Annotated in this window: 14 protein-coding genes; 11 read left to right on the top strand and 3 right to left on the bottom strand. The window is 50.2% G+C overall.

Annotation, left to right across the window (positions count from 1 at the left end):
• Positions 1-19 precede the first annotated feature (19 nt).
• Positions 20-1,405, bottom strand: a complete 1,386-nt coding sequence (locus CX664_RS22590; RefSeq protein WP_101748911.1) for an L-cystine transporter — start codon at positions 1,403-1,405, stop codon at positions 20-22.
• 451 nt (positions 1,406-1,856) lie between these two features.
• On the opposite strand from CX664_RS22590, the gene CX664_RS22585 reads away from it, so the two are divergent.
• From CX664_RS22585 to CX664_RS26660, 4 genes are all read left to right on the top strand, one after another.
• Entirely contained in the window at positions 1,857-2,759 is a 903-nt protein-coding gene (locus tag CX664_RS22585) for a hypothetical protein (protein ID WP_101748910.1), read from the top strand.
• Positions 2,760-2,856: 97 nt separating this feature from the next.
• Positions 2,857-7,488 carry a hypothetical protein gene (locus CX664_RS22580; protein WP_101748909.1) on the top strand — a complete coding sequence of 1,544 codons (4,632 nt, stop codon included), beginning with the start codon at positions 2,857-2,859 and terminating at the stop codon, positions 7,486-7,488.
• Between the two features lie 155 nt (positions 7,489-7,643).
• The gene (locus tag CX664_RS22575) at positions 7,644-8,264 is read left to right on the top strand and encodes a BamJ family beta-barrel-assembly machinery protein (protein ID WP_101748908.1); all 621 of its coding nucleotides are present in this window, start codon (positions 7,644-7,646) and stop codon (positions 8,262-8,264) included.
• A gap of 453 nt (positions 8,265-8,717) precedes the next feature.
• Positions 8,718-9,047 carry a hypothetical protein gene (locus CX664_RS26660; RefSeq protein ID WP_180966593.1) on the top strand — a complete coding sequence of 110 codons (330 nt, stop codon included), beginning with the start codon at positions 8,718-8,720 and terminating at the stop codon, positions 9,045-9,047.
• A 74-nt stretch (positions 9,048-9,121) separates the two neighbouring features.
• On the opposite strand, the gene gpmM is transcribed toward CX664_RS26660, so the two are convergent.
• Positions 9,122-10,654, bottom strand: a complete 1,533-nt coding sequence (gene gpmM / locus CX664_RS22565) for a 2,3-bisphosphoglycerate-independent phosphoglycerate mutase (RefSeq protein ID WP_101748906.1) — start codon at positions 10,652-10,654, stop codon at positions 9,122-9,124.
• A gap of 420 nt (positions 10,655-11,074) precedes the next feature.
• On the opposite strand from gpmM, the gene CX664_RS22560 reads away from it, so the two are divergent.
• Complete coding sequence (locus CX664_RS22560) at positions 11,075-11,491, top strand: rhodanese-like domain-containing protein (protein ID WP_101748905.1); 417 nt, start codon at positions 11,075-11,077, stop codon at positions 11,489-11,491.
• Between the two features lie 87 nt (positions 11,492-11,578).
• On the top strand, positions 11,579-12,085 hold the full coding sequence (secB, locus tag CX664_RS22555; protein ID WP_219622272.1) for a protein-export chaperone SecB: 507 nt from the start codon (positions 11,579-11,581) through the stop codon (positions 12,083-12,085).
• Between the two features lie 154 nt (positions 12,086-12,239).
• On the opposite strand, the gene trmL is transcribed toward secB, so the two are convergent.
• On the bottom strand, positions 12,240-12,704 hold the full coding sequence (gene trmL / locus CX664_RS22550; protein ID WP_101748903.1) for a tRNA (uridine(34)/cytosine(34)/5-carboxymethylaminomethyluridine(34)-2'-O)-methyltransferase TrmL: 465 nt from the start codon (positions 12,702-12,704) through the stop codon (positions 12,240-12,242).
• 216 nt (positions 12,705-12,920) lie between these two features.
• Here trmL and CX664_RS22545 point away from each other — a divergent pair, with 216 nt between their 5' ends.
• The 5 genes from CX664_RS22545 (at position 12,921) to CX664_RS22525 (ending at position 18,700) form a co-directional block, all read left to right on the top strand.
• Complete coding sequence (locus CX664_RS22545; RefSeq protein ID WP_219622271.1) at positions 12,921-13,181, top strand: type II toxin-antitoxin system Phd/YefM family antitoxin; 261 nt, start codon at positions 12,921-12,923, stop codon at positions 13,179-13,181.
• Positions 13,178-13,570 carry a type II toxin-antitoxin system VapC family toxin gene (locus CX664_RS22540; protein ID WP_101748902.1) on the top strand — a complete coding sequence of 131 codons (393 nt, stop codon included), beginning with the start codon at positions 13,178-13,180 and terminating at the stop codon, positions 13,568-13,570. Before CX664_RS22545 ends, CX664_RS22540 begins: the two co-directional genes overlap by 4 nt.
• 517 nt (positions 13,571-14,087) lie before the next feature.
• Positions 14,088-14,663, top strand: coding sequence for a hypothetical protein (locus CX664_RS22535; protein WP_101748901.1), 576 nt, complete (start codon positions 14,088-14,090; stop codon positions 14,661-14,663).
• Between the two features lie 428 nt (positions 14,664-15,091).
• The gene (locus CX664_RS22530) at positions 15,092-17,572 is read left to right on the top strand and encodes a TcfC E-set like domain-containing protein (protein WP_180966592.1); all 2,481 of its coding nucleotides are present in this window, start codon (positions 15,092-15,094) and stop codon (positions 17,570-17,572) included.
• Between the two features lie 93 nt (positions 17,573-17,665).
• Positions 17,666-18,700: a hypothetical protein gene (locus CX664_RS22525; protein ID WP_101748899.1), complete on the top strand. Its 1,035-nt coding sequence runs from the start codon at positions 17,666-17,668 to the stop codon at positions 18,698-18,700.
• The last annotated feature ends 775 nt before the right edge of the window (positions 18,701-19,475 follow it).

Genomic DNA, 19,475 nt, shown 5'->3' with positions numbered 1-19,475 from the left:
GGAAAAAAATCCACAGCATTCACTGATTCAGTTCAAGGGAAGCCTTGCGGTTGAAGGTTTCCATATCCACCTCACCCATGGCTCGACCACTGACAAAGCCGGTGGTAATAGCACCACTGACATTGACGACAGTCCGGCCCATATCAATCACTGGCTCAATGGAAATTAACAGACCCGCCAGTTCAACAGGAAGGCCGAGGGCCGAGAGCACAATCAGTGCCGCAAAGGTTGCGCCACCACCCACACCGGCCACGCCAAACGAGCCGATAGCGATGGTCACTATCAGAGTGCCGATAAAGCTGAGGCTGGTTGGGTCAATACCCACGGTGGGGGCAATCATCACGGCCAGCATGGCCGGATAAATGCCCGCACAACCATTCTGCCCAATCGTAGTACCGAAAGATGCGGCAAAGTTGGCCACGCCTTCAGAAACCCCGAGGCCCTTCGTCAAAGTCTGAATGGTCAGCGGCATGGTGCCCGCACTGCTCCGGGAGGTAAAGGCAAAGATCAGTACCGGCAACGTTTTCCTGATGAACCGGATGGGGTTGGCACCCACCATGGTGACCATGATCAGGTGAACCACCAACACGGCAATCAGCGCTGCATAAGAGGCAATAACAAACTGAAGCAGTTGCAGTATGTCGGTGACGTTACTGCCTGCCACCACTTTGGTCATTAAGGCCAGGATACCGAAGGGGGTCAGATTCAATACCATCGTCACGATACGCATAACAATGGCGTGGACAGCGTTAACGGTTCGCTCAAAGTGGCTGGTCTCGTCAGGCTGCTCAGGATGGAGACCCAGCGCCGCGACACCGATAAAAGCAGAGAAAATCACCACGCCGATAATGGAAGTGCTGCGGGCTCCGGTCATATCCATAAACGGGTTGGCAGGGATCAGACTGATCAGCATGGAGGGAATTGACAGGTTTTCTATGCTGGTCAACGTGTTTAGCAGCTGCTCCCCACGAGCCGCTTCACGAACACCGGAGGTAATGGGCTCGGCACTCAAACCAAAACCCAGGGCGGAAATAATACCAATGGCGGCCGCAATAGACACGGTGACCATCAGCAATGTCAGAATCCAGCCGCTGATCCTGCCAAGGGTGCCAGCACCTTTCAGCTTCAGGATAGCCGAGATCACGGACACCATGACCAGGGGCACAATAATCATCTTCAACAGACTGACATAGCCATTGCCAACAATATTGAACCAGTTGATGGACTCGGTCAGGGTCTCAGAAGGGTAACCATAAAAAAGCTGTAAACAGGTTCCGTAACCCACGCCCATACCCAGGGCAATAAATACCTGCCAGCTGAACGGCAGGCAGTGTTTCTGGAAACGGTAGAGCAGATAGAGCAACGCTACCATGATGAAAATATTGGTCAGTACTGCTAAAGACATGGTTCCTGGTCCTTTCCTGTTTCAGGTGCTATCAATGAAGCCCGGTATGGAACGACTCTCAGCCCCCATTTCGGTCCGGGTATTAAGTTAAGACATAAGAACTATTACTTTAGTTTCATAAACGTGCTCCCGATCTCGCTTGCCCTTTGCCACTCTAAGGGAGTTTTGCTCAGTCGACCGTACTCCCCGGTACCGCGCTCCCTCACAAAATCCCTTAGAGCGACAAAGTCCTCGGCTTCGGCATCCTGCGTCACCCTATCTCCCACATCCATGTGGTCGTGCGCGAGATTCGGGGCAGTTTATGAAATATCCGGGCTAGAATAGGCACTGTTGATAAGGATTTACATGGGAGCAAGGAATTTAAGACAACAACCCTGGCAATTGAAACTTAAATATCATGGATACTCATTATCACTCGTCTGTCGGGCACCGGGTTCCTGGTGCAAAACGGATGTCAGAACCTCCATTAGTTGACTCTTCCCGGAAAAGGTCTGAACCAGAAATCGGTCTTGCAGAAAACCGGATGAGCGCTTCTGCACCGGAAAGGACGATTGGTTCCTATGAAGTACATCAGGTTTTTCCATCGAGCAGAGTGTCAGCGGTTGCATTGCCAAGTCATATGAGTTCGCTGGTTGGTCAGATTGCTCAGCTGCAAAGAATTACGGGAACTGATTTTCATCAAATAGAGCGTTATCACAAACATCATGTTCGTATTCCTGTACTGAACAATATCTTTTCAGAGGCCCGACGTGGCACGCTTCCTTCTCTTTCTCAGCTTATTGACAACAGAAAGCAGCATATCGACGGTTTAGGTGCAAAGTTCGGTAGAGAAGTTGGAGAGCCGGTTTATGTTTATCTCCATCTTTTATTATTTTTGCACAATCGGGGAATAGCGGGGATTGATCGTCTGGCACCTTACCATGAGGTCAAGCAATCTCTCATTGAATACTGGAACGTTCTCGTCTGTCCTGAACATCTTGGAGAAAAAGTTCAAGACCTTGGCAAACAGATTTTAGGCAGCTCCTTACCCTCTGAAGATTTGCAGGGTCTCGTTGAGATTGATCCCGTGCAGGAAGAAGACTTACTCATCGCTTTTTCTGTCTGTATTGAAACGGTTGAAGAGAGATATTGGCTGGAACATAAGTCAATCAGTCCATCCAGGCTTGCATCCTGCAAAAGAACCAGTTCATCACTGACCAACAGCAATATGCTCAATCTGCTCCATGATTTTCTTTCTCTCAGCCATGGTGGCAGGTCAGATCGAGTGGTGAGGTCATTGCCAGCCAGCGTCGTGCAGTTTTTAGATGTTGAGTTTGGCAATAAAGCATTTATGGCGCTTTTACAGGTTGGCTGATGAACCTAATAATCATTTTGTGGTCAAAGGCGGTATTTAAAGTCTGATTGTTCAGGGTTTTATTCTGAAAACAACGGTATCAACCTATGCCCAGCGCGTGTCTGCTGGTAACCGGGAAGCAGGTTCAGGCAGGCCTTCTGCTCGCAGCAGAAGTACATTTAACGGTAAAAGTGTCGCAAACCGTCAGTCTTATAAATATAAAGGTAAAGGCAGAGCCTCCACCCCGGATTATGGCAGGCAACTGGAAGAATCTTTTTGGCAAAATAAACAGTTACAAAGACGTGTAATTACCGTGGCTGAAGTGCTTACCGCCTTTAGCAATGATACAACGTCGATCAGAAGTGGCTTTTTCCTGCAAAGACTCTGCTTGGAGAACGTGCTGGCTGGCAATAAAAAAGTGACGCCGGATCGGGTCATTCAAGAATTCAACCGAAAACCGGGTCAAAACAATAAGTGCAAATTAGCAATAGCACGCTTTAAGGCAGAGTGTTGCCTGAAGGGCCTGTTGTTACTTGGCCAGAAGGTGACACCGGAGGCGGTGGTTAAGGATTTCCAGGCAATCCAGGCAATGCTTGAGCTGGCGCGCTTCAAAGCGGAATGTTGCCTGCAGGGCCTGGCATTGCATGGTCGGCAAGTAACACCGGATGCGGTGATCAAGGATTTTCAGGGAGCCAACGCAACACTGGAGCTGGCACGTTTTAAGGAACTGTGTTGGCAGAAGGGTCTGATGTTGAATGGCAAACCAGTGTTACAGGATGAGGTAGTCAAGGACTATCAGGCAGCCAGAGCAATGCGGGAGATAGGGCGCCTGAAGGAGCGATGTTTCCTGAACGGTCTGTCGTTGAATCGCCAGCCGGTCACAGTAGAAGCTGTGGTTCAGGATTATCACGCAGCCGGGGCGACACTGGAGCTGGCCCGCTTTAAGGAACAATGTTGCCAGAAGGGCCTGATGTTAAACGGGCGGCCGGTCACAGCGGATACGGTGGCCAAGGATTACCAGGCAGCCAGCGCAACACTGGAGCTGGCGCGTTTTAAAGAGCGATGCTGCCTGAAAGGCCTGCTATTGAATGGCCAGCCAGTCACACCGGATCTGGTGGTTAGGGCTTTTCCGGATAGCCATGAAGGCAAATTGGGGATAGCTCGCTTCAAGGAGGAATGCTGCCTGAGGAAGCTGCCATTGCATGGCCAGCCGGTCACAGCAGATGCGGTAATTAATGACTTTCAGGCCATCAGGGCAATACTGGAGATAGCGCGCTTCAAGGCAGAATGTTGCCTGAGAGACCTGATGCTGAATGGCCAGCCGGTCACAACGGACGTGGTGATTAAGGATTTTCAGGTCTCCGGGGCAATACTGGAGCTGGCGCGCTTTAAGTCGCAATGCTACCTGAACCGCCTGCCGGTGAATGGCCAGCCGGTCACAGCAGATGTAGTCGTTAAGGATTTTCAGATGGCCGGGGCAAAATTGGAACTGGCTTACTTTATGGAGCAATGTTTTCTGAAGAACCTGCCATTAAATGGCCAGCCAGTCACACCCGATGCGATAATCCAGAGTTTTCAGATGGCCAGGGCAGCACTGGAGCAGGCACGCTTCAAAGCAATGTGCTGCCTGAATGGCTGGCCGTTGAATGACCGACAGGTCACACCGGATGCGGTGATCAAGGATTTCCCGAATAATCCGGAAGGCAAAATGGGGGCAGCGTACTTCAGGGCGCAATGCTGCCTGAAGGCACTACCGGTGAATGGCCAACAGGTCTCAACGGATGCGGTGGTTAAGGATTTCCCGGGTAGTCCGGAAGGCAAACTGGCGATAGCGCGCTTCAAGCAGGAATGTTTTCTGAGGAAAATGCCGTTGTATGGCCAACCTGTTACAGCCGATGCGGTGGTTAAGGATTTCCCGGATAGCCGGGAAGGCAAACTGTCGTTAGCGCGCTTTAAGGCGTCGTGTTGCCTGAGCAACCTGCCGTTGAACGGGCAGCCGGTCACTGCGGATGCAGTGGTTAAGGATCTTCGGGCAGTCAGGGCAACGCTGGAGATCGCCCGCTTTAAGGAACAATGTTGCCTGATGGGCCTGGCCTTGAATGGCCAGAAGGTCACACCGGAGACAGTAGTCAAGGATTTCCCGGATAGTCCGGAAGGTAGACTGGGGATAGCACGCTTTAAGGAACAATGTTGCCTGAAGGGCCTGAAGTTGAACGGCCAACGGGTTACACCGGAAGCAGTCATTAAAGATTTTCAGGCCACTAAAGCAATACTGGAGATAGCGCACTTTCAAGAACATTGTTGTCTGAAGGGGCTGTTGTTGAATGGCCAACCGGTGACAACCGATGCAGTGATTAAGGGTTATGAGGCCTCTGAAGCAATGCTGGCTCTGGCACGCTTCAAGGCGGAATGCTGCCTGAGGGGAATGTCGGTTAATGGCCAGCAGCTTACTGTGGATGACGTGATTAGGTATTTTCCGGATAGTCAGGAGGGCAAACTGGGCATAGCACACTTTAAGGAAAAATGTTGCCTGAAAGGCCTGCTGTTGAATGGCCAGCAGATCACACCGGATAGTGTCGTTCAGGCTTTCCCGGATAATCCTGAGAGTAAAATATCCGTAGCGCACTTCAGGCTTCAATGTTGTCTGATGGGGCTGAGGTTGAAAGGTCAGCGGGTCACACCGGATGAGGTGGTCAAGGGTTTCCCAAATAGTCCGGAAGGCAAACTGGGGATAGCGCGCTTCAGGGAGGAGTGTTGCCTGAGGGGAATCGAATTGAATGGCCAACCGGTCACTCCAGATGCGGTAATCAAGGATTTTCCGGATACTTCAGAAGGCCAGCTGGGGCTGGCGCGCTTTAAGGAAAAGTGTTGCCTGAGAGACCTCCTGTTGAATGGCCAGCCGGTCACGCCGGATGCAGTGGCCAGGGCCTTCCCGAAGAGTCCGGAAGGCAAACTGGGGTTAGTACGCTTCAAGGAACAATGTTGCCTGAGAGGCCTGCTGTTGAATGGCCGGAAGGTCAGCCAGGATGCAGTGATCAAGGCCTATGAACGGGGCAACTGGTTGCTCGAAAGAGCAATTTTTTATGCTCAGCTGGCATTGAATGCCAGTGAAGTGAATAGCAACACCCTGGACAACCAGATTGTATTGGCAGCATTTGATAAAGCCTCCGGGAATCATTCTTCAAGGCAAGCTGAATACCTGATGCAGAGGTTGAAACAACCTCAGTGGTACGATGAAGTCAACGAAGATCAGGAGATCATTCAAACGGCCTGGCAAATCTTAAACAGCGCACCGGCTAAAGATCTCCAGAAGCGGCTGAAATGTGTATTGAAGTTCATGGCGATGCAGTATGAACTGACCATTGATCATCGCAGCGTGTCAGCAGAACAGGTATTGCAATCCATCACAACACTGAGGTGCTCATTTCAGAACTCACGCCTGCATTTTTTCTTCCTGGCACACTGCTGTATCACCGGACGCCCGGTTAATGGACGACAAGTCCATAAGAATGAGGTTTTGGAGTCCCTTCAGAGTTTTCCCCGGGGAAGCAGCCTGCGCCATGCCCTGGGCTGCTGGTTTGAACAATACAGTTCCGCAGCCAACCTGATGGATGAGTTACTGATCAGACAGGAACATGCCATTGCTCCGGGGCGGATCAATTATAACCGACGTGGATATGCAGCCCCTGCCTCTCCAGCGCCATCCTCCGTCAATCCTGGCAGAGCAGCTCCATACCCTTATCAGGTTAAGGAATACCTCAAAGAAACAGAAAATACGTCTGCCGCAGTTACCGTCAATGCGGCTCAAACTCAAAAGCACGGTTCAACAGAGCGGCCAGCAACAGGTGGACCGGAGCGTTCTGACAATCAGGTTCCGCAGTTAAATGGGCTCACGCTGAAAGCTCTGGAGATTATCCAGGAAATCAACCACTCTCATACCAATCCACCCATCCTGGTTACCGGCTCATACGCGCGTTTTTTACAGAACCGCTGCTTATCATTTAATGATATTGACATTATCTGCACGACAAAAGTGTCTGCCGAAACGCTCGTTGAAAAACTGCGGGCACTGAATACCGACAAGGATTCAGACATTCCTCAGGGGGTCGTCATCTGGCGAGTCCCGGGGTGTCGGGCGATTAAACTGCCATATGCCTACAATATTGATTTGAAAGACGGTGATCTGGGCATGAAAGCAATGGGACTCCAGGTCAATATTGATGACAGAGTAACCGATGCGAAGGCAGCAGCCATTCAGGTTTCCGGCGTTGATCGGCCGGTATGGTGTTTGCCGTTTAATGAAGAGATCAAATTACTGAACAATACGCTGGAATACCTCGCTGATAACCTTGACCCACTGACCGAACAATTGCAGAAAGGCACGGTATTTCCAATACCACGCACCATTCTTTTCAATCACCCTGAAAGCCCCAATGAGCGTATTTATGGCTTGTTTATGCGCTCCCTGCTGACCCTGAATAAAGCCAGACAGTTTATCGCCCTGCCATCTGCTGCCCCCCCCAAAGAGCCAGACTACCTGACGGACCTGCTTCAGGAACAACAACGCCTTCATGCACTGACTGAGAATCTGCAAATGAAATTGCGTAACCATGTTCGCCGTCATGACTTTGAGCACAGGGTTAACGACTTGCTATTGACCAATCCGCCTGTGAATAATTACCAGATCAAGGGGAGGGATTTTATCAAAGCACTGATCGCGATGATTGGGCCTGCCAACTCCATCGCCTGAAAATGGGTTGAACCAATTAATATGCACACATTGGCAATTAACCAAGTGAGTTCATACTGTAGACAGTCAGGTATTGCTGACCATCAGATATCAATGGATGGCCTGCTAATCGTGATATACTCCCACGCTTAATTCCTATATGAAGTTGATAATTGATGTCTGATATTTACCAAACCATGGAAGAGCGGGTCAGCTACGGTATTGGTCGCCAGATGGGCGATCAACTGGCCTCCAACCCCATCGCGGGCTTATCGATTGATGCGGTTCTGGCTGGCCTTGCAGATGCCCTGAACGGTGTCGAAAGCGCTGTTGCCCACGAAGACCTGCACGCGGCCTTTACTGAAATGCAAACACGCCTGCAGGCAGAAGAAGCGGAAAAGGCCCGGGTGCTTGCTGCCGAAGGTGAGCAGTTCCTGGCGGAAAATGCCAAACGTGAAGGTGTTCAGGTCACGGAATCCGGCCTGCAGTTTGAAATAATGATTGAAGGCGATGGCGAAAAACCAACCCGTGCCAGCACGGTAAGAACCCATTACCATGGCACACTGATTGACGGAACCGTATTCGACAGCTCGGTGCAACGGGAAGAGCCTGCAGAATTTCCGGTATCCGGTGTGATTGCCGGCTGGACGGAAGCGCTACAAATGATGAGCACAGGTTCCAAGTGGAAGCTGTTTGTTCCTTATCACCTGGCTTATGGTGAGCGTGGAGCCGGTGGTGCCATCGGTCCATACACGACGCTGGTTTTTGAAGTGGAACTGTTGGATATTGTTTCCTGATCGATCAGGGCCTTGCAGATCCCTGTCTTTACCGACAGGGATCTGAACAACTCCTCAGATCTTTGATAACCGCTGCAAATGAAATAAATGTTTCTTTTCGAATTTAAAATCAAACTAAAAATAAATATTCATCTATTATGATACTTTGTAAAAATCGTGAGACCGAAATAACTTGATAAAAGATTTAAAGGTACGCTACCGATGAATAATTTTAATTCCTATTTTGGTCAGTCAGGCAAATATCCATTGCCCGGCCAATTTTCGCAGACATCGATGCCAGACAGGCCTCAACAAACACCATTTTCACCTACCCAAATGACCACCAAGACTGCAAACGGTCTACCGTGTGCATCAGCCCAACCTACTTCTTTCATGCATCAGGCCACTTCACAGCCAAATGATGACAGCCCCTCATGTCAGTCCCAGCCGACAAGATCAGTTTGTTATAGAGAAGTGACTCAATACAAACAGACAACCTTTCAAGCTACTCCGGAAGAATTAAGTAAATTCTGTCCGGATGCTTTACTGGCGCAGGGTTTTACCGAGATTCCCTATGTTGATGATCTTTTACTGGCCAGATCTCTCCCTGATCAACAAACTGTGCAAGTAGTGCGCACCGCCATATCATCTAATGTAGAACTCAATCGAAACTGGCATACACAGCCAGTGCCGACTCAAAGGCATTCTTCGGCGGTAGAACCTGACTCTGACCGCCCCTTTCACCCGAAGCAATATCATCAAAGCCATCACTATCCTGACAGAAACCGACGTGAAGGCATTTAACCTGTGTTGTCCGACAACATCTGAAGATAAGCCTGTCACTTATCTTCAGACTTTAATCGAAAAAACAGAGCAGCTTAATTAACCAGCAGGGACTTTCCTGACATCTCGGCAGGCTGTTCCAAACCCATCAGCGCCAGCAGGCTGGGTGCCAGGTCAGACAGAATACCATCCTTCAGCTGAATGCTTTGTGGTCCAGCATACACCAGTGGCACCAGCTCACAGGTGTGGGCAGTGTGAGCCTGACCCGTGGTCGGGTCTTCCATCTGTTCGGCATTACCATGGTCCGCGGTAATCAGGCACTGGCCACCGACTTCGTCCAGGGCTTCCAGCACACGGCCAATGCTCGCGTCTACTGCTTCCACCGCTTTAACCGCTGCATTGAAATCACCGGTATGGCCAACCATGTCGCAGTTTGCGTAGTTACAGATGATCAGGTCGTGCTCGCCACTGCGGATTTCCTGAACCAGACGATCAGTGACTTCCGGAGCACTCATCTCTGGCTGCAGGTCGTAGGTAGCGACTTTTGGTGAGGCCACCAGCACTCGCTTCTCGCCATCAAACGGCTCTTCACGACCACCGCTGAAGAAGAAGGTAACGTGCGCGTACTTCTCGGTTTCCGCAATACGGAGCTGGGTTTTACCCAGTTTCTCCATGTATTCACCCAGCGTGTTCACCAGTTCGCTGGGCGGGAAGGCACAGGGGGCATCGATGTCCGCAGAGTACTGCGTCAGCATCACAAAACCGGCCAGATCGGCCACACGGCTGCGCTGGAAGCCATCGAAGTCCTGATCAACAAAGGCACGGGTGATTTCACGGGCACGGTCAGCACGGAAGTTCATAAATACCAGTGCGTCGCCATCGTTCAGTCTGGCGGCTTCAGCACCAATCACGGTGGCTTTAACAAACTCGTCGTTCTCGTCACGCTCATAAGCGGCTTGCAAGCCTTCAACCGCGGTTGCGGCAGTGAACTCGGCCTGGCCATCGGTGATCAGATCATAAGCCTGCTGGACACGATCCCAGCGGTTGTCACGGTCCATGGCGTAGTAACGGCCAATCAGGCTGGCAACACGGCCAATGCCTTTTTCCTGCAACATGGCATCCAGCTTTGCCAGGGACGCTTCAGCGCTGCGCGGTGGTGTATCACGGCCATCCAGGAAGGCATGAACATAGACTTCTCTGGCACCACGACGGTCAGCCAGTTCAACCATGGCATGGATATGGTCCTCATGGCTGTGAACACCACCCGGAGATACCAGCCCCATAATATGAATGGCTTTACCGGCATGAATGGCTTTATCGACAACGCTGGTAATCACCTCATTTTCATAGAAGTCACCGTCCCGGATGGCTTTGGTAATGCGGGTCAGTTCCTGGTAAACCACGCGGCCTGCACCCAGGTTCATATGGCCAACTTCGCTATTACCCATCTGGCCATCGGGCAGGCCAACGTCCATTCCGGAACCGGAAACGAAGCTGTGCGGGTTCTCTTGCCACAGACGATCCATTACCGGCGTTTTGGCGGCCAGAATGGCGTTGCTGTCTTTTTCTTCACGGTAGCCGTAACCATCAAGGATGATCAGGGCGGTAGGTGTGCGCTTATCAGTCATGGGTCTTAACCTTGGCGAACGGGAAGGCTGGTGAAGAGGCTGAATGTCTGACTTATCAGCGCGATCTCTTGAACCAACCTTATGGTGAGTGGAATGGTTGGCATTCTACCTGCTTTGCCGCCGGTTTCCAGTGCAATACCTGCTCTTGAGTGAACAGCGCAAACTATCACACCAGGGGGTGTCAACCGGCGATATCTCCTGGAAGTCTCTGCAATTTTCTGAAACTTTCCGCACAAATATCACCGACAGCGTTTGTAGGTCATTTTAGTTGGCGATAGCTTTTTGTACTAACGCACCGTACATACAAAAAGGCGCACAAAAAGTCGGCCAGCACTTTTTTCCGTCGTCATTCCCTTACTTTCCTGAGACGGGATCAGTATACTTGCCACCTTTCAATTTATAGATTGACAGCTTGTCGGCATGGAACAATTCATCGAGTTTATCATTAACCATCCCCTGCACGTTGGTGCACTGGTGGCGCTGGCCAGCGCTTTGGCCTTTACTGAAATGCGCAAGGGTGGGCAGAGCGTTTCCACCGCCCAGCTGACCCAGATGGTCAACCAGGACCAGGGCGTGGTGATCGACGTCCGGGAAAAGGCAGATTTTTCCAAAGGTCATATCGTCAACGCCATTAACGTTCCTTATACAAAAATCAGGGAACGTTCCAGTGAACTGGAGAAATACCGCGAAAAGACCATTATTGTGGTAGATGCCATGGGGCAGCACAGCGGCAGTGTTGGCAAAACCCTGAAAACCGAGGGCTTTGCCAATGTGGTCAGACTACAGGGTGGTATGTCCACCTGGGCCTCTGACAACCTGCCAGTGGTCCGAAAATAGGCTCTGGCTGGACAATCTGCACGATCATTACCAAAATGCGATATTCGCTTGGCTTATCATTAGCTCATCAAAAGTAAGGAAATGACAATGGCTGAAAATCATCAGCAGGCTTCTCAACAACAGCAGGCTCCGCAGTTTGCGTTGCAGCGAATCTACACGAAAGACATCTCCTTTGAATCACCAAAGGCCCCTGAGATCTTTCAGAAGCAGTGGCAGCCAGAAGTCAAACTGGACCTGAGCACCAGCAACCGCCCTCTTGAAGAAGGTCTGTACGAAGTGGTTCTGTCCCTGACGGTAACCGTGGAAAACGGTTCCGGCAAAAACCCTTCAGATAAGAAGGAAACCGCTTTCGTGACTGAAGTACATCAGGCAGGCGTCTTCCTGGCCAAAGGTCTGGATGAAGAAGAACTGCATCGTACCCTGGGTGCCTTCTGCCCGAACATCCTGTTCCCCTATGCCCGCGAAGCCATCGACAACCTGGTACTGCGCGGCAGCTTCCCTCCGCTTATGCTGGCACCAGTCAACTTCGACGCGCTGTATATGCAGGCCCGCGAACAGCAGTCTGCCAAGCAGCAGCCGGAAGCGGTTAATTAACAAATAGCTTTGCTTTGAAAGCTTGTAACCACAAAGGCACAAAGACACGAAGTCTTTTGTGCCTTTTTATTGCGTACAATATGGCAGTAAGGCTACAAAGTAACAGTGACAAGCTTTTCCTTTGTGCCTTGGTGTCTTTGTGGTTTAACAACGCTTACCGCCCACCAACAAACCCCATCTGCCGCCAGGCTTCATAAACCATCACCGCCACGGTATTGGACAGGTTCAGGCTCCGACTGTCCGGGAGCATGGGTAATCTCAGCACCTGCTCTTTCGGCAAAGAGTCCAGAATCTCTGCTGGCAGGCCACGGGTTTCCGGGCCAAACAGCAGGGCATCCCCTTCTCGAAAGGTGCAGCAGCTGTAATTACTGGTTCCCTTGGTGCTCAGAGCCAGCACCCGGCCTGGTTTGACGGATTCCAGAAAGCCCGGGTAGTCCGGGTGAATCTTCAGCTCGGCAAACTCATGGTAATCCAGACCCGCCCGTTTCAATCGCTGATCATCCAGCTCAAAGCCCAGGGGTTCTATCAAATGCAGACGAAATCCGGTATTGGCACAGAGACGGATAATATTACCGGTGTTGGGGGGGATTTCCGGCTGGTAGAGGACAACATCAAGCATGGGCAGATCCGATTAGTGGTAGAGGGGTGATGATAGGGTATTTGGGGGGTGGGGGGTATTGGTTGGGGGCGCTTTTCGCCTGCTGCTCGTAAAAGCTTAAGAAGGGATTAACAGTTCATTCGTTGATAACATAATGTCAGGACATGACATTCAGACTGGTTTGTCAGTGCCTCAAAGGTTAGCTATTGTTAGCTAATCAAACTGAAGGATTTACCTATGTCTGAGTCACCCGCTTCTGAACCTGACCGTATCATCAATATGCATGAGGCTAAAAGTCGCTTATCTCAGCTGGGAGAGCTCGCCTGGCGTGGTGAGCGGGTAGTGATCTCACGGGCTGGCAAACCCTACCTTGAACTGATTCCGTACCGTGAGCGAAAAGCCCGTAAGCCTGGACTGCTCAAAGGCAAAATTCACCTGTCCGATGATTTTGACGAGGCAGATGAGTCCGTAATTGACCTGTTCGGGGGCGGGGAATGAAGAGCAGACACCTGTTACTGGATACCCATGCCTTCCTCTGGTGGCTTGATGATAACCCCAGGCTTGGCCAGCGTACCCGCTCATTAATTGCCAATGCTGAAAATGTGGTTTATATCAGTGCGGCCAGCATGCTTGAAATCGCCATAAAAAAAAGAATCGGTAAACTTAATGCCCCTGACCAACTGACATCCTGCCTTGAAGATGAAGGCTTTTCACCGCTCTCTATCACCCCTTACCATGCTGAGCTGTCCGGCTTGCTGCCCATGATTCACAAAGACCCGTTTGACCGCCTGCTGGTTGCCCAGGCTCAGGCAGAAGGCCTGGAACTGATCTCGATTGACGCTGTCTTCCCCCGTTATCAGGTCAGATTGGTGAACGCCGGGGAGTAAGAGTGCCATTTATGGCAGATATTAAGGAATAGTTCTGAAGTAACTTCCAGATTTGTGATAATATCCGGTAAAGAAAAAACTTTGCAACCTCCTTGTCTCCGTGCCTCCGAGGCAAGTTTCCTCTGCCTTTTGCTGCAATCGCGCCACTGGTAAAAACAGAGAAATTGCAAAATTTATTGTGATACAGGTCTCAAAAGTCTTGTGTATTTGTCCGTAATATTTAACAATCAGGGTTCAATATAATGAGTGGCCAAGTGTTTGCAACAGAAATCAGGCTCTTTGAGTAGAAGACTTTGGTTGGAGGTTAAGCATTATTGGTGTTTGTCCGGAAGTATTTGTGATTGGATTTTGGAAGGTGTGAATTATTGATTGTGATTGGTTAGGCTTAACTTTAGGCATATGTCTCTGGTGGCTGTTCACTCTTGATACTTCCCTTTTCTCTATTCATCAACTAAACGACAATTGATTATAATGTAATCACAGGTGAAGGGCAGTTAAGCACTGCGTGGGGGTAAAAATGAAAACGATAAAAGCATTGGCGTTGGTTGCGGCGGTTTCTGGGGGGGTGTTTGGGGCTGTCACAGCAGTTGCTGCTACAGATGGTGAGCTGAGTGCAACATCATCTGAAGGTTCATTCAAAATTACTCTGTTTAATGCTACAGAAATACAAGTTTACGGATTAGAAGATCTTACATTGATCGCAAATCAGGTGTCAGGAACTGAAAATCCAGACCCAAACCAGAAAACCACTACACCTGTTTGTGTATATACCAATGCAGCCAATTACAACATGACTATCGAGTCAAGTAATGGTACGGGTACAAATAATTTGACATTGGGTAATGATGGAGGTGGAAACCCAATTTTATATAGTGTTGCTCTACAAAAAGCTTCTGATAGCTCAGATATCTTCAAGTGGGGAGCTGGTTCAAATAACAATGGAACAACCACTGGTTCATTGCCAAAGACGACAGATCCAAAAGTTTCCTCTGGTACATGTGTTAACCAGTTAGCCGTTGCTTTAGATGGAACTCCCAACAATACAGAAGGTACTTTTGAAGACACTGTTACCGTAACAGTTGCTCCTATATAAGCACAAGACCGCAAAACCGGAGTCCGAACGACAACCGGGGTTACGATAACCGAAGAAAAACCGGGATCAGGTCTTTCATCGCAAAAACCGGGGTCAAAAACCGGGGTCAAAAAACCGGGGTCAGGTCTTTCATCGTGCATCCAGCCAAGCTGCCGATGAAAGCCCCTGAAGCAAGATAAACCCAATGTCGGCAACCACTCCCAGGTTGCCGACCTCTAAACAAAATATCCCCATAAAAAATATGGGAACAAAAACCTCCTCAAACCTTGAGGAAAAAAACTTTGTGCCTTTGTGCCTTTGTGGTTCAAAAACAGCCACAACAACCCACAAGAGTCAATAAGCGTTGTCAATAAAACAATCAACCGGAGATAGCTTCAATCATTATGCGTCGTTGGAAGTGCATCGTTAACTTGCTTTATGCATTCTCCATGTACGCTGTCAGTCACATGGCATTTGCCAACGGCCCTATTTTTCTCGCCGCCAACAACCCGCCCGCCGGGTTTGAAGATCTCAGCAGCACCCAGCAATCCCTGGTGGATATCTATTTCGGCAACCGCTATATCGGCTCCCAGCTGGCCTCGTTCAGCCCCGGCATTATTGAACTGCCCAACCCCGCCGAGCTGGTGCGCCAGATTGGTAATCTGAATGACCCTACCCTTATTGTCAGCACCCTGACCGGCGAACTGAACAGCCATAGTGATCGGGTGTGCCTGAATGATTCATCACAAAACTGCGGTATCCTGGAAACGCCGGTGGCCGGGGTAATCTTTGACGAATCCCGCTTCCGTGTGGATATATTCATCAATCGTCGTTTTATGCTGACCCGCGCCGCCGATGTGCGCAAATACCTGCCCCCTTCCGATGCGGGCTTTGCCCTGATGCAGAACTTTTCTGCGGCGGTTTCCGGCTCCACAGCCGAGGGCAGCGATAACAGCTATACACTCAACGGCCTGACCATGGCCGCCTGGGAAGAGAACAGCCTCTACTGGAGCTGGGACTATTCCGATACCAGCCACTTCTCTGTCAATCAGCTGTACGGCCAGCGGGACTTTGAAGGGGTTGAATACAACGCTGGCCTGTTATCCACCAGCGGTTTTGGCTTCAACCTGACCTCTGACCAGCCGATGGTCGGCCTGCGCATTAACAGTTCCAACAATACCCGGGAAGACCTGGACTTCTCCGGTGGTATGCCGGTGGCAGTGTTCCTGCCCACCCGTGGCCGGGTGGAAGTGCGCAAGGATGACCGACTGATCGACAGTGAGTTCTTCGAGGCAGGTTCCCAGCAGCTGGATACCAGCAGCTTTCCCAGTGGCGCTTACGATATTGAAATTCGTATTCTCGATGAGAGCGGCAATCGGATCACCACGGAAACCCGCTTCTTTGCCAAGCAGAGCCAGATTCCACCCAACGGCGAATGGCTGTTCTTTATGGAAACCGGCCGGGTGGTGAACCGTCAAGCGGAGAAAGCCCTGCCAGAGCTGACGGAACAATGGCTGACCCGCGCCGGAGCCAGTCGCCGGGTGCTTGATACTCTGGCCGCCACAGGTGCGGTGGCCATCAATAATGACGATGCCCTGATGGAGTTCGGGCTTTACCACTTTGGCTACCGTTATGAGATCTCACCATCGCTGATGCTGGCGGATAATGGCAGCAAGGGTTTTACCGTCAACAGTCGTCTGAGTCTGGGAGACTTATCCCTTTCAGGCAACTATCGTCGTTTATGGCACAATAAGTCACTGACCGATGATGTTGATGATGATGGCAATGACATCCCCGGCCTGTTTGGCAACGCCTTTGAGCAGCACTCGCTTTCCGCTTCCATGCCCCTATTCGATGGCAGCCTGGGCTACCGTTACAGCCTGAACCAAGGCTTTGACGACAATAATGACCCGCTGGACCCGACCCGTACTCACAGCCTGGACTATCGCCGTACCCTGTTCCGCACCTTTGATTACGATGGCGATATGACCCTGAGCCTGGGCAAATCCAGCGATACCAGGATTGGCCTGGTCAGTTTCAGTTTCCGTTATCGTGATGACCACTGGGACTTTCGGGCCACGCCACGGGCTGAGATCAGCAAGCGCGATGGGGTAACTGACCGTTCTGAACGACTGCGGATTTCTACCTCCTGGGATGATGGCGATCTGCTGGATGGTGATCTGCGGTTCAATGCCGGCGTTGAAGGCGGCACCGGTGATGAACGTATGGATGGCAGCGTGCAGTACGCCAACCATTATGGCCGGGCCAGCTTCAGTGCCAGCCATACCCGGAGCAGTGACAGCAGTATCACCTCCTGGGGCGGCAGTATGAGCACCAGCTTTCTGACGGATGGTGAAGTCTTTGCCCTGGGTGGTGAAGAGCGTGCCGAGAGCGCCCTGGTGGTGAATCTGGATGGCCGCCCCGGTGATGTATTTGACGTCAAGGTAAACGGCCAGCGTCGTGGTTATGCCATTGCCGGCTCCCCATCCATTATTGCCCTGTCACCCTACGAGCAATACCGGGTCAGCCTGAGCCCGGCCGGTGAAACCCTGTACAGCTTTGATGAGCGGGAAAAGACCGTCACCCTCTACCCCGGCAATGTGGTGACTCTGGATTACGAAGCGATTCCCCTGCAGCTGCTGTTTGGACGACTACTGTTGAACGGTCTACCACTGGAAGGCGCCCGTATTAACGGTGGCCTCTACCCTGGCAGCACAGACGATATCGGTATGTTCCAATTGGAAACCCGTTCCGATGTCGGTAACCTGCAGGTAGAACTGAACAATGGCTGGCTCTGTCAGCTACCGGTTAAACCACTGGATGCCGGTTATGTATTGCAGATGGGCACCATCGATCTTGCCGATGCCCAGTGTGCACCGTTGCTGGAAGGCCAGCTGGCGATTACCGGGCGAAATGCTATTGACGAATAATGTCATTTCTACCCGTTAGTCAGCCTGCAGAACGCTACAGGTTGTCAAAACCTGGAAACATAACCAACCAATCCCTATTTATCAGGACATACTGTGAGCGCTGTGGTCACACAAACCTATAAAAAAAAGGCAAAACCTCTCTCAACTTGCCTGTTCTTTCTTTTCTGCATTACCGCTTTTCAAGTAACAACGGCCTATGGTGATAGAGACTGTGTTGGCAACAACTGTGATCAGGACGGTAACTACTGGGTTAAAGTGAAGCGCCTGCCCGATATGCTGCCTTTGCCTGACTGGAATGGCCAGAAGTCTGTTCCCGGAAATACCGAAACCAGCGGTAAAAGGCAGTTTTGTACCATTGCCTATTTAGAAGGCAGACCTCGTACAATGTTTGATCCGCAAGTCAGTATTTATGGCCCCGCATCTGATAGCAAATATATCTTGAAAAATGGCGGCCACTCTGTACCTGTAACCCTTGAAATCGAATCTGTTGCGGGTAAAGCCCCCCAGGATAAAACTGAATTTAAACCAGGGCAGTCGATCACCCTGACTGGCAATAATGGGTTTAGCCTGTGCAGAAATAATGAGCTGATTATTACTGCGACTGTTCGCCAGGAAGACATCCTGAAAACTGGAATGACAGGAAACTATCGCAGCCTTTTCCGGTTTAGTTCTGAATCCACTATGGACGGTAAAAGCCTTGGTCCCGCCTGGATGGAATTTGAGGTCACACTTAAGATATTGCCTGTTATTCAAATATCACAACTGGGCAATATTCCCCTTATTCCCAGTGGAAACTCTGCCAAAGGTAGCCACCGGTTCTGTGTTTATGCCATGGGTTCTAATACATTTTCACTGGAAGCATCCAGCCTGACTGGAACCAGTCGGCCTGAACAAAAATTCGCTCTGAAAAATGGAGATAACAATTACATCAACTATGAACTTACAGTTACAGACTCCAAAGCAACCAGTAAGTCTTACGATAAAAATAGTAACCAAGAGGGGTTTTCAGCCACCGATGACTATCAATGTTCATCAACAAACATGATCGTAGAGGTGATAGTGCCAGATATTAATAAGCCAGCAGGCACTTACATCGATACGATGACATTTACAGTGACTCCGGACTAACCAGCCATCATCAATCTCCACTTTGTTATACGACGCTGTTTGACCGGATGGATTTTGGGTGAAAAATCCGTCACACTAGGTATATAAGCCTGATCTGATAAGGCTGGTTTCCAACTCTATAGAGTCTGTAACATCAGTCAGACGTTAGAATAATAAAACAGGGTCTGGCCATCTTTTATCTCAGTGTGAGCGAAGTGATGGCACTGACAGTAATCAGTTATGTTGTATAATATTTTCTCGATCGTTCTAAAGTGCTTTCCCCCTATCGTTTTCACTCTATGGGCCCCTCTCTCTTTTGCTACTTTGGAATGCAGCTCACTTTCCGGAAACAGTGAACGCTGCACTGACGTGATTGGGCTGGAAGACCAGGAAATCACGATTCAGACAGAAGAGATCATTAATAACAGCCCTGTGATTTACGGCGAACAGCAATATTGTAAGTAGCTAACCATATGAAATCACATATTTCTGACTCCTTGTTCAGGTGCTCTGCTTCGTTACAACTCCGGTCACATAGCTACGGCTATGCTCCCTCCGTTGTGCCTCGCATAGCACCTGCCCAAGTAGCCAGAAATATGTGATTCCATATGGCCAGCTACTTATTCTTTCCTATACAAAACCCTCTGCTAACAGTGATATCAACGCTCTGGAGTCGTTTACAAACACCTGTCAATTCAGGCCACCCGGACAGTTTGATTAAAAAATGATCAGACCGGCCTACTGGCATCCGTTCAAGTCTGTTTATTCACGGACAATAAACGAATCTTCTTAATAA

Source organism: Endozoicomonas acroporae (assembly GCF_002864045.1).
GTDB classification, from domain to species: Bacteria; Pseudomonadota; Gammaproteobacteria; order Pseudomonadales; family Endozoicomonadaceae; genus Endozoicomonas; species Endozoicomonas acroporae.
This window is presented reverse-complemented; position numbering and strand designations above follow the sequence as displayed.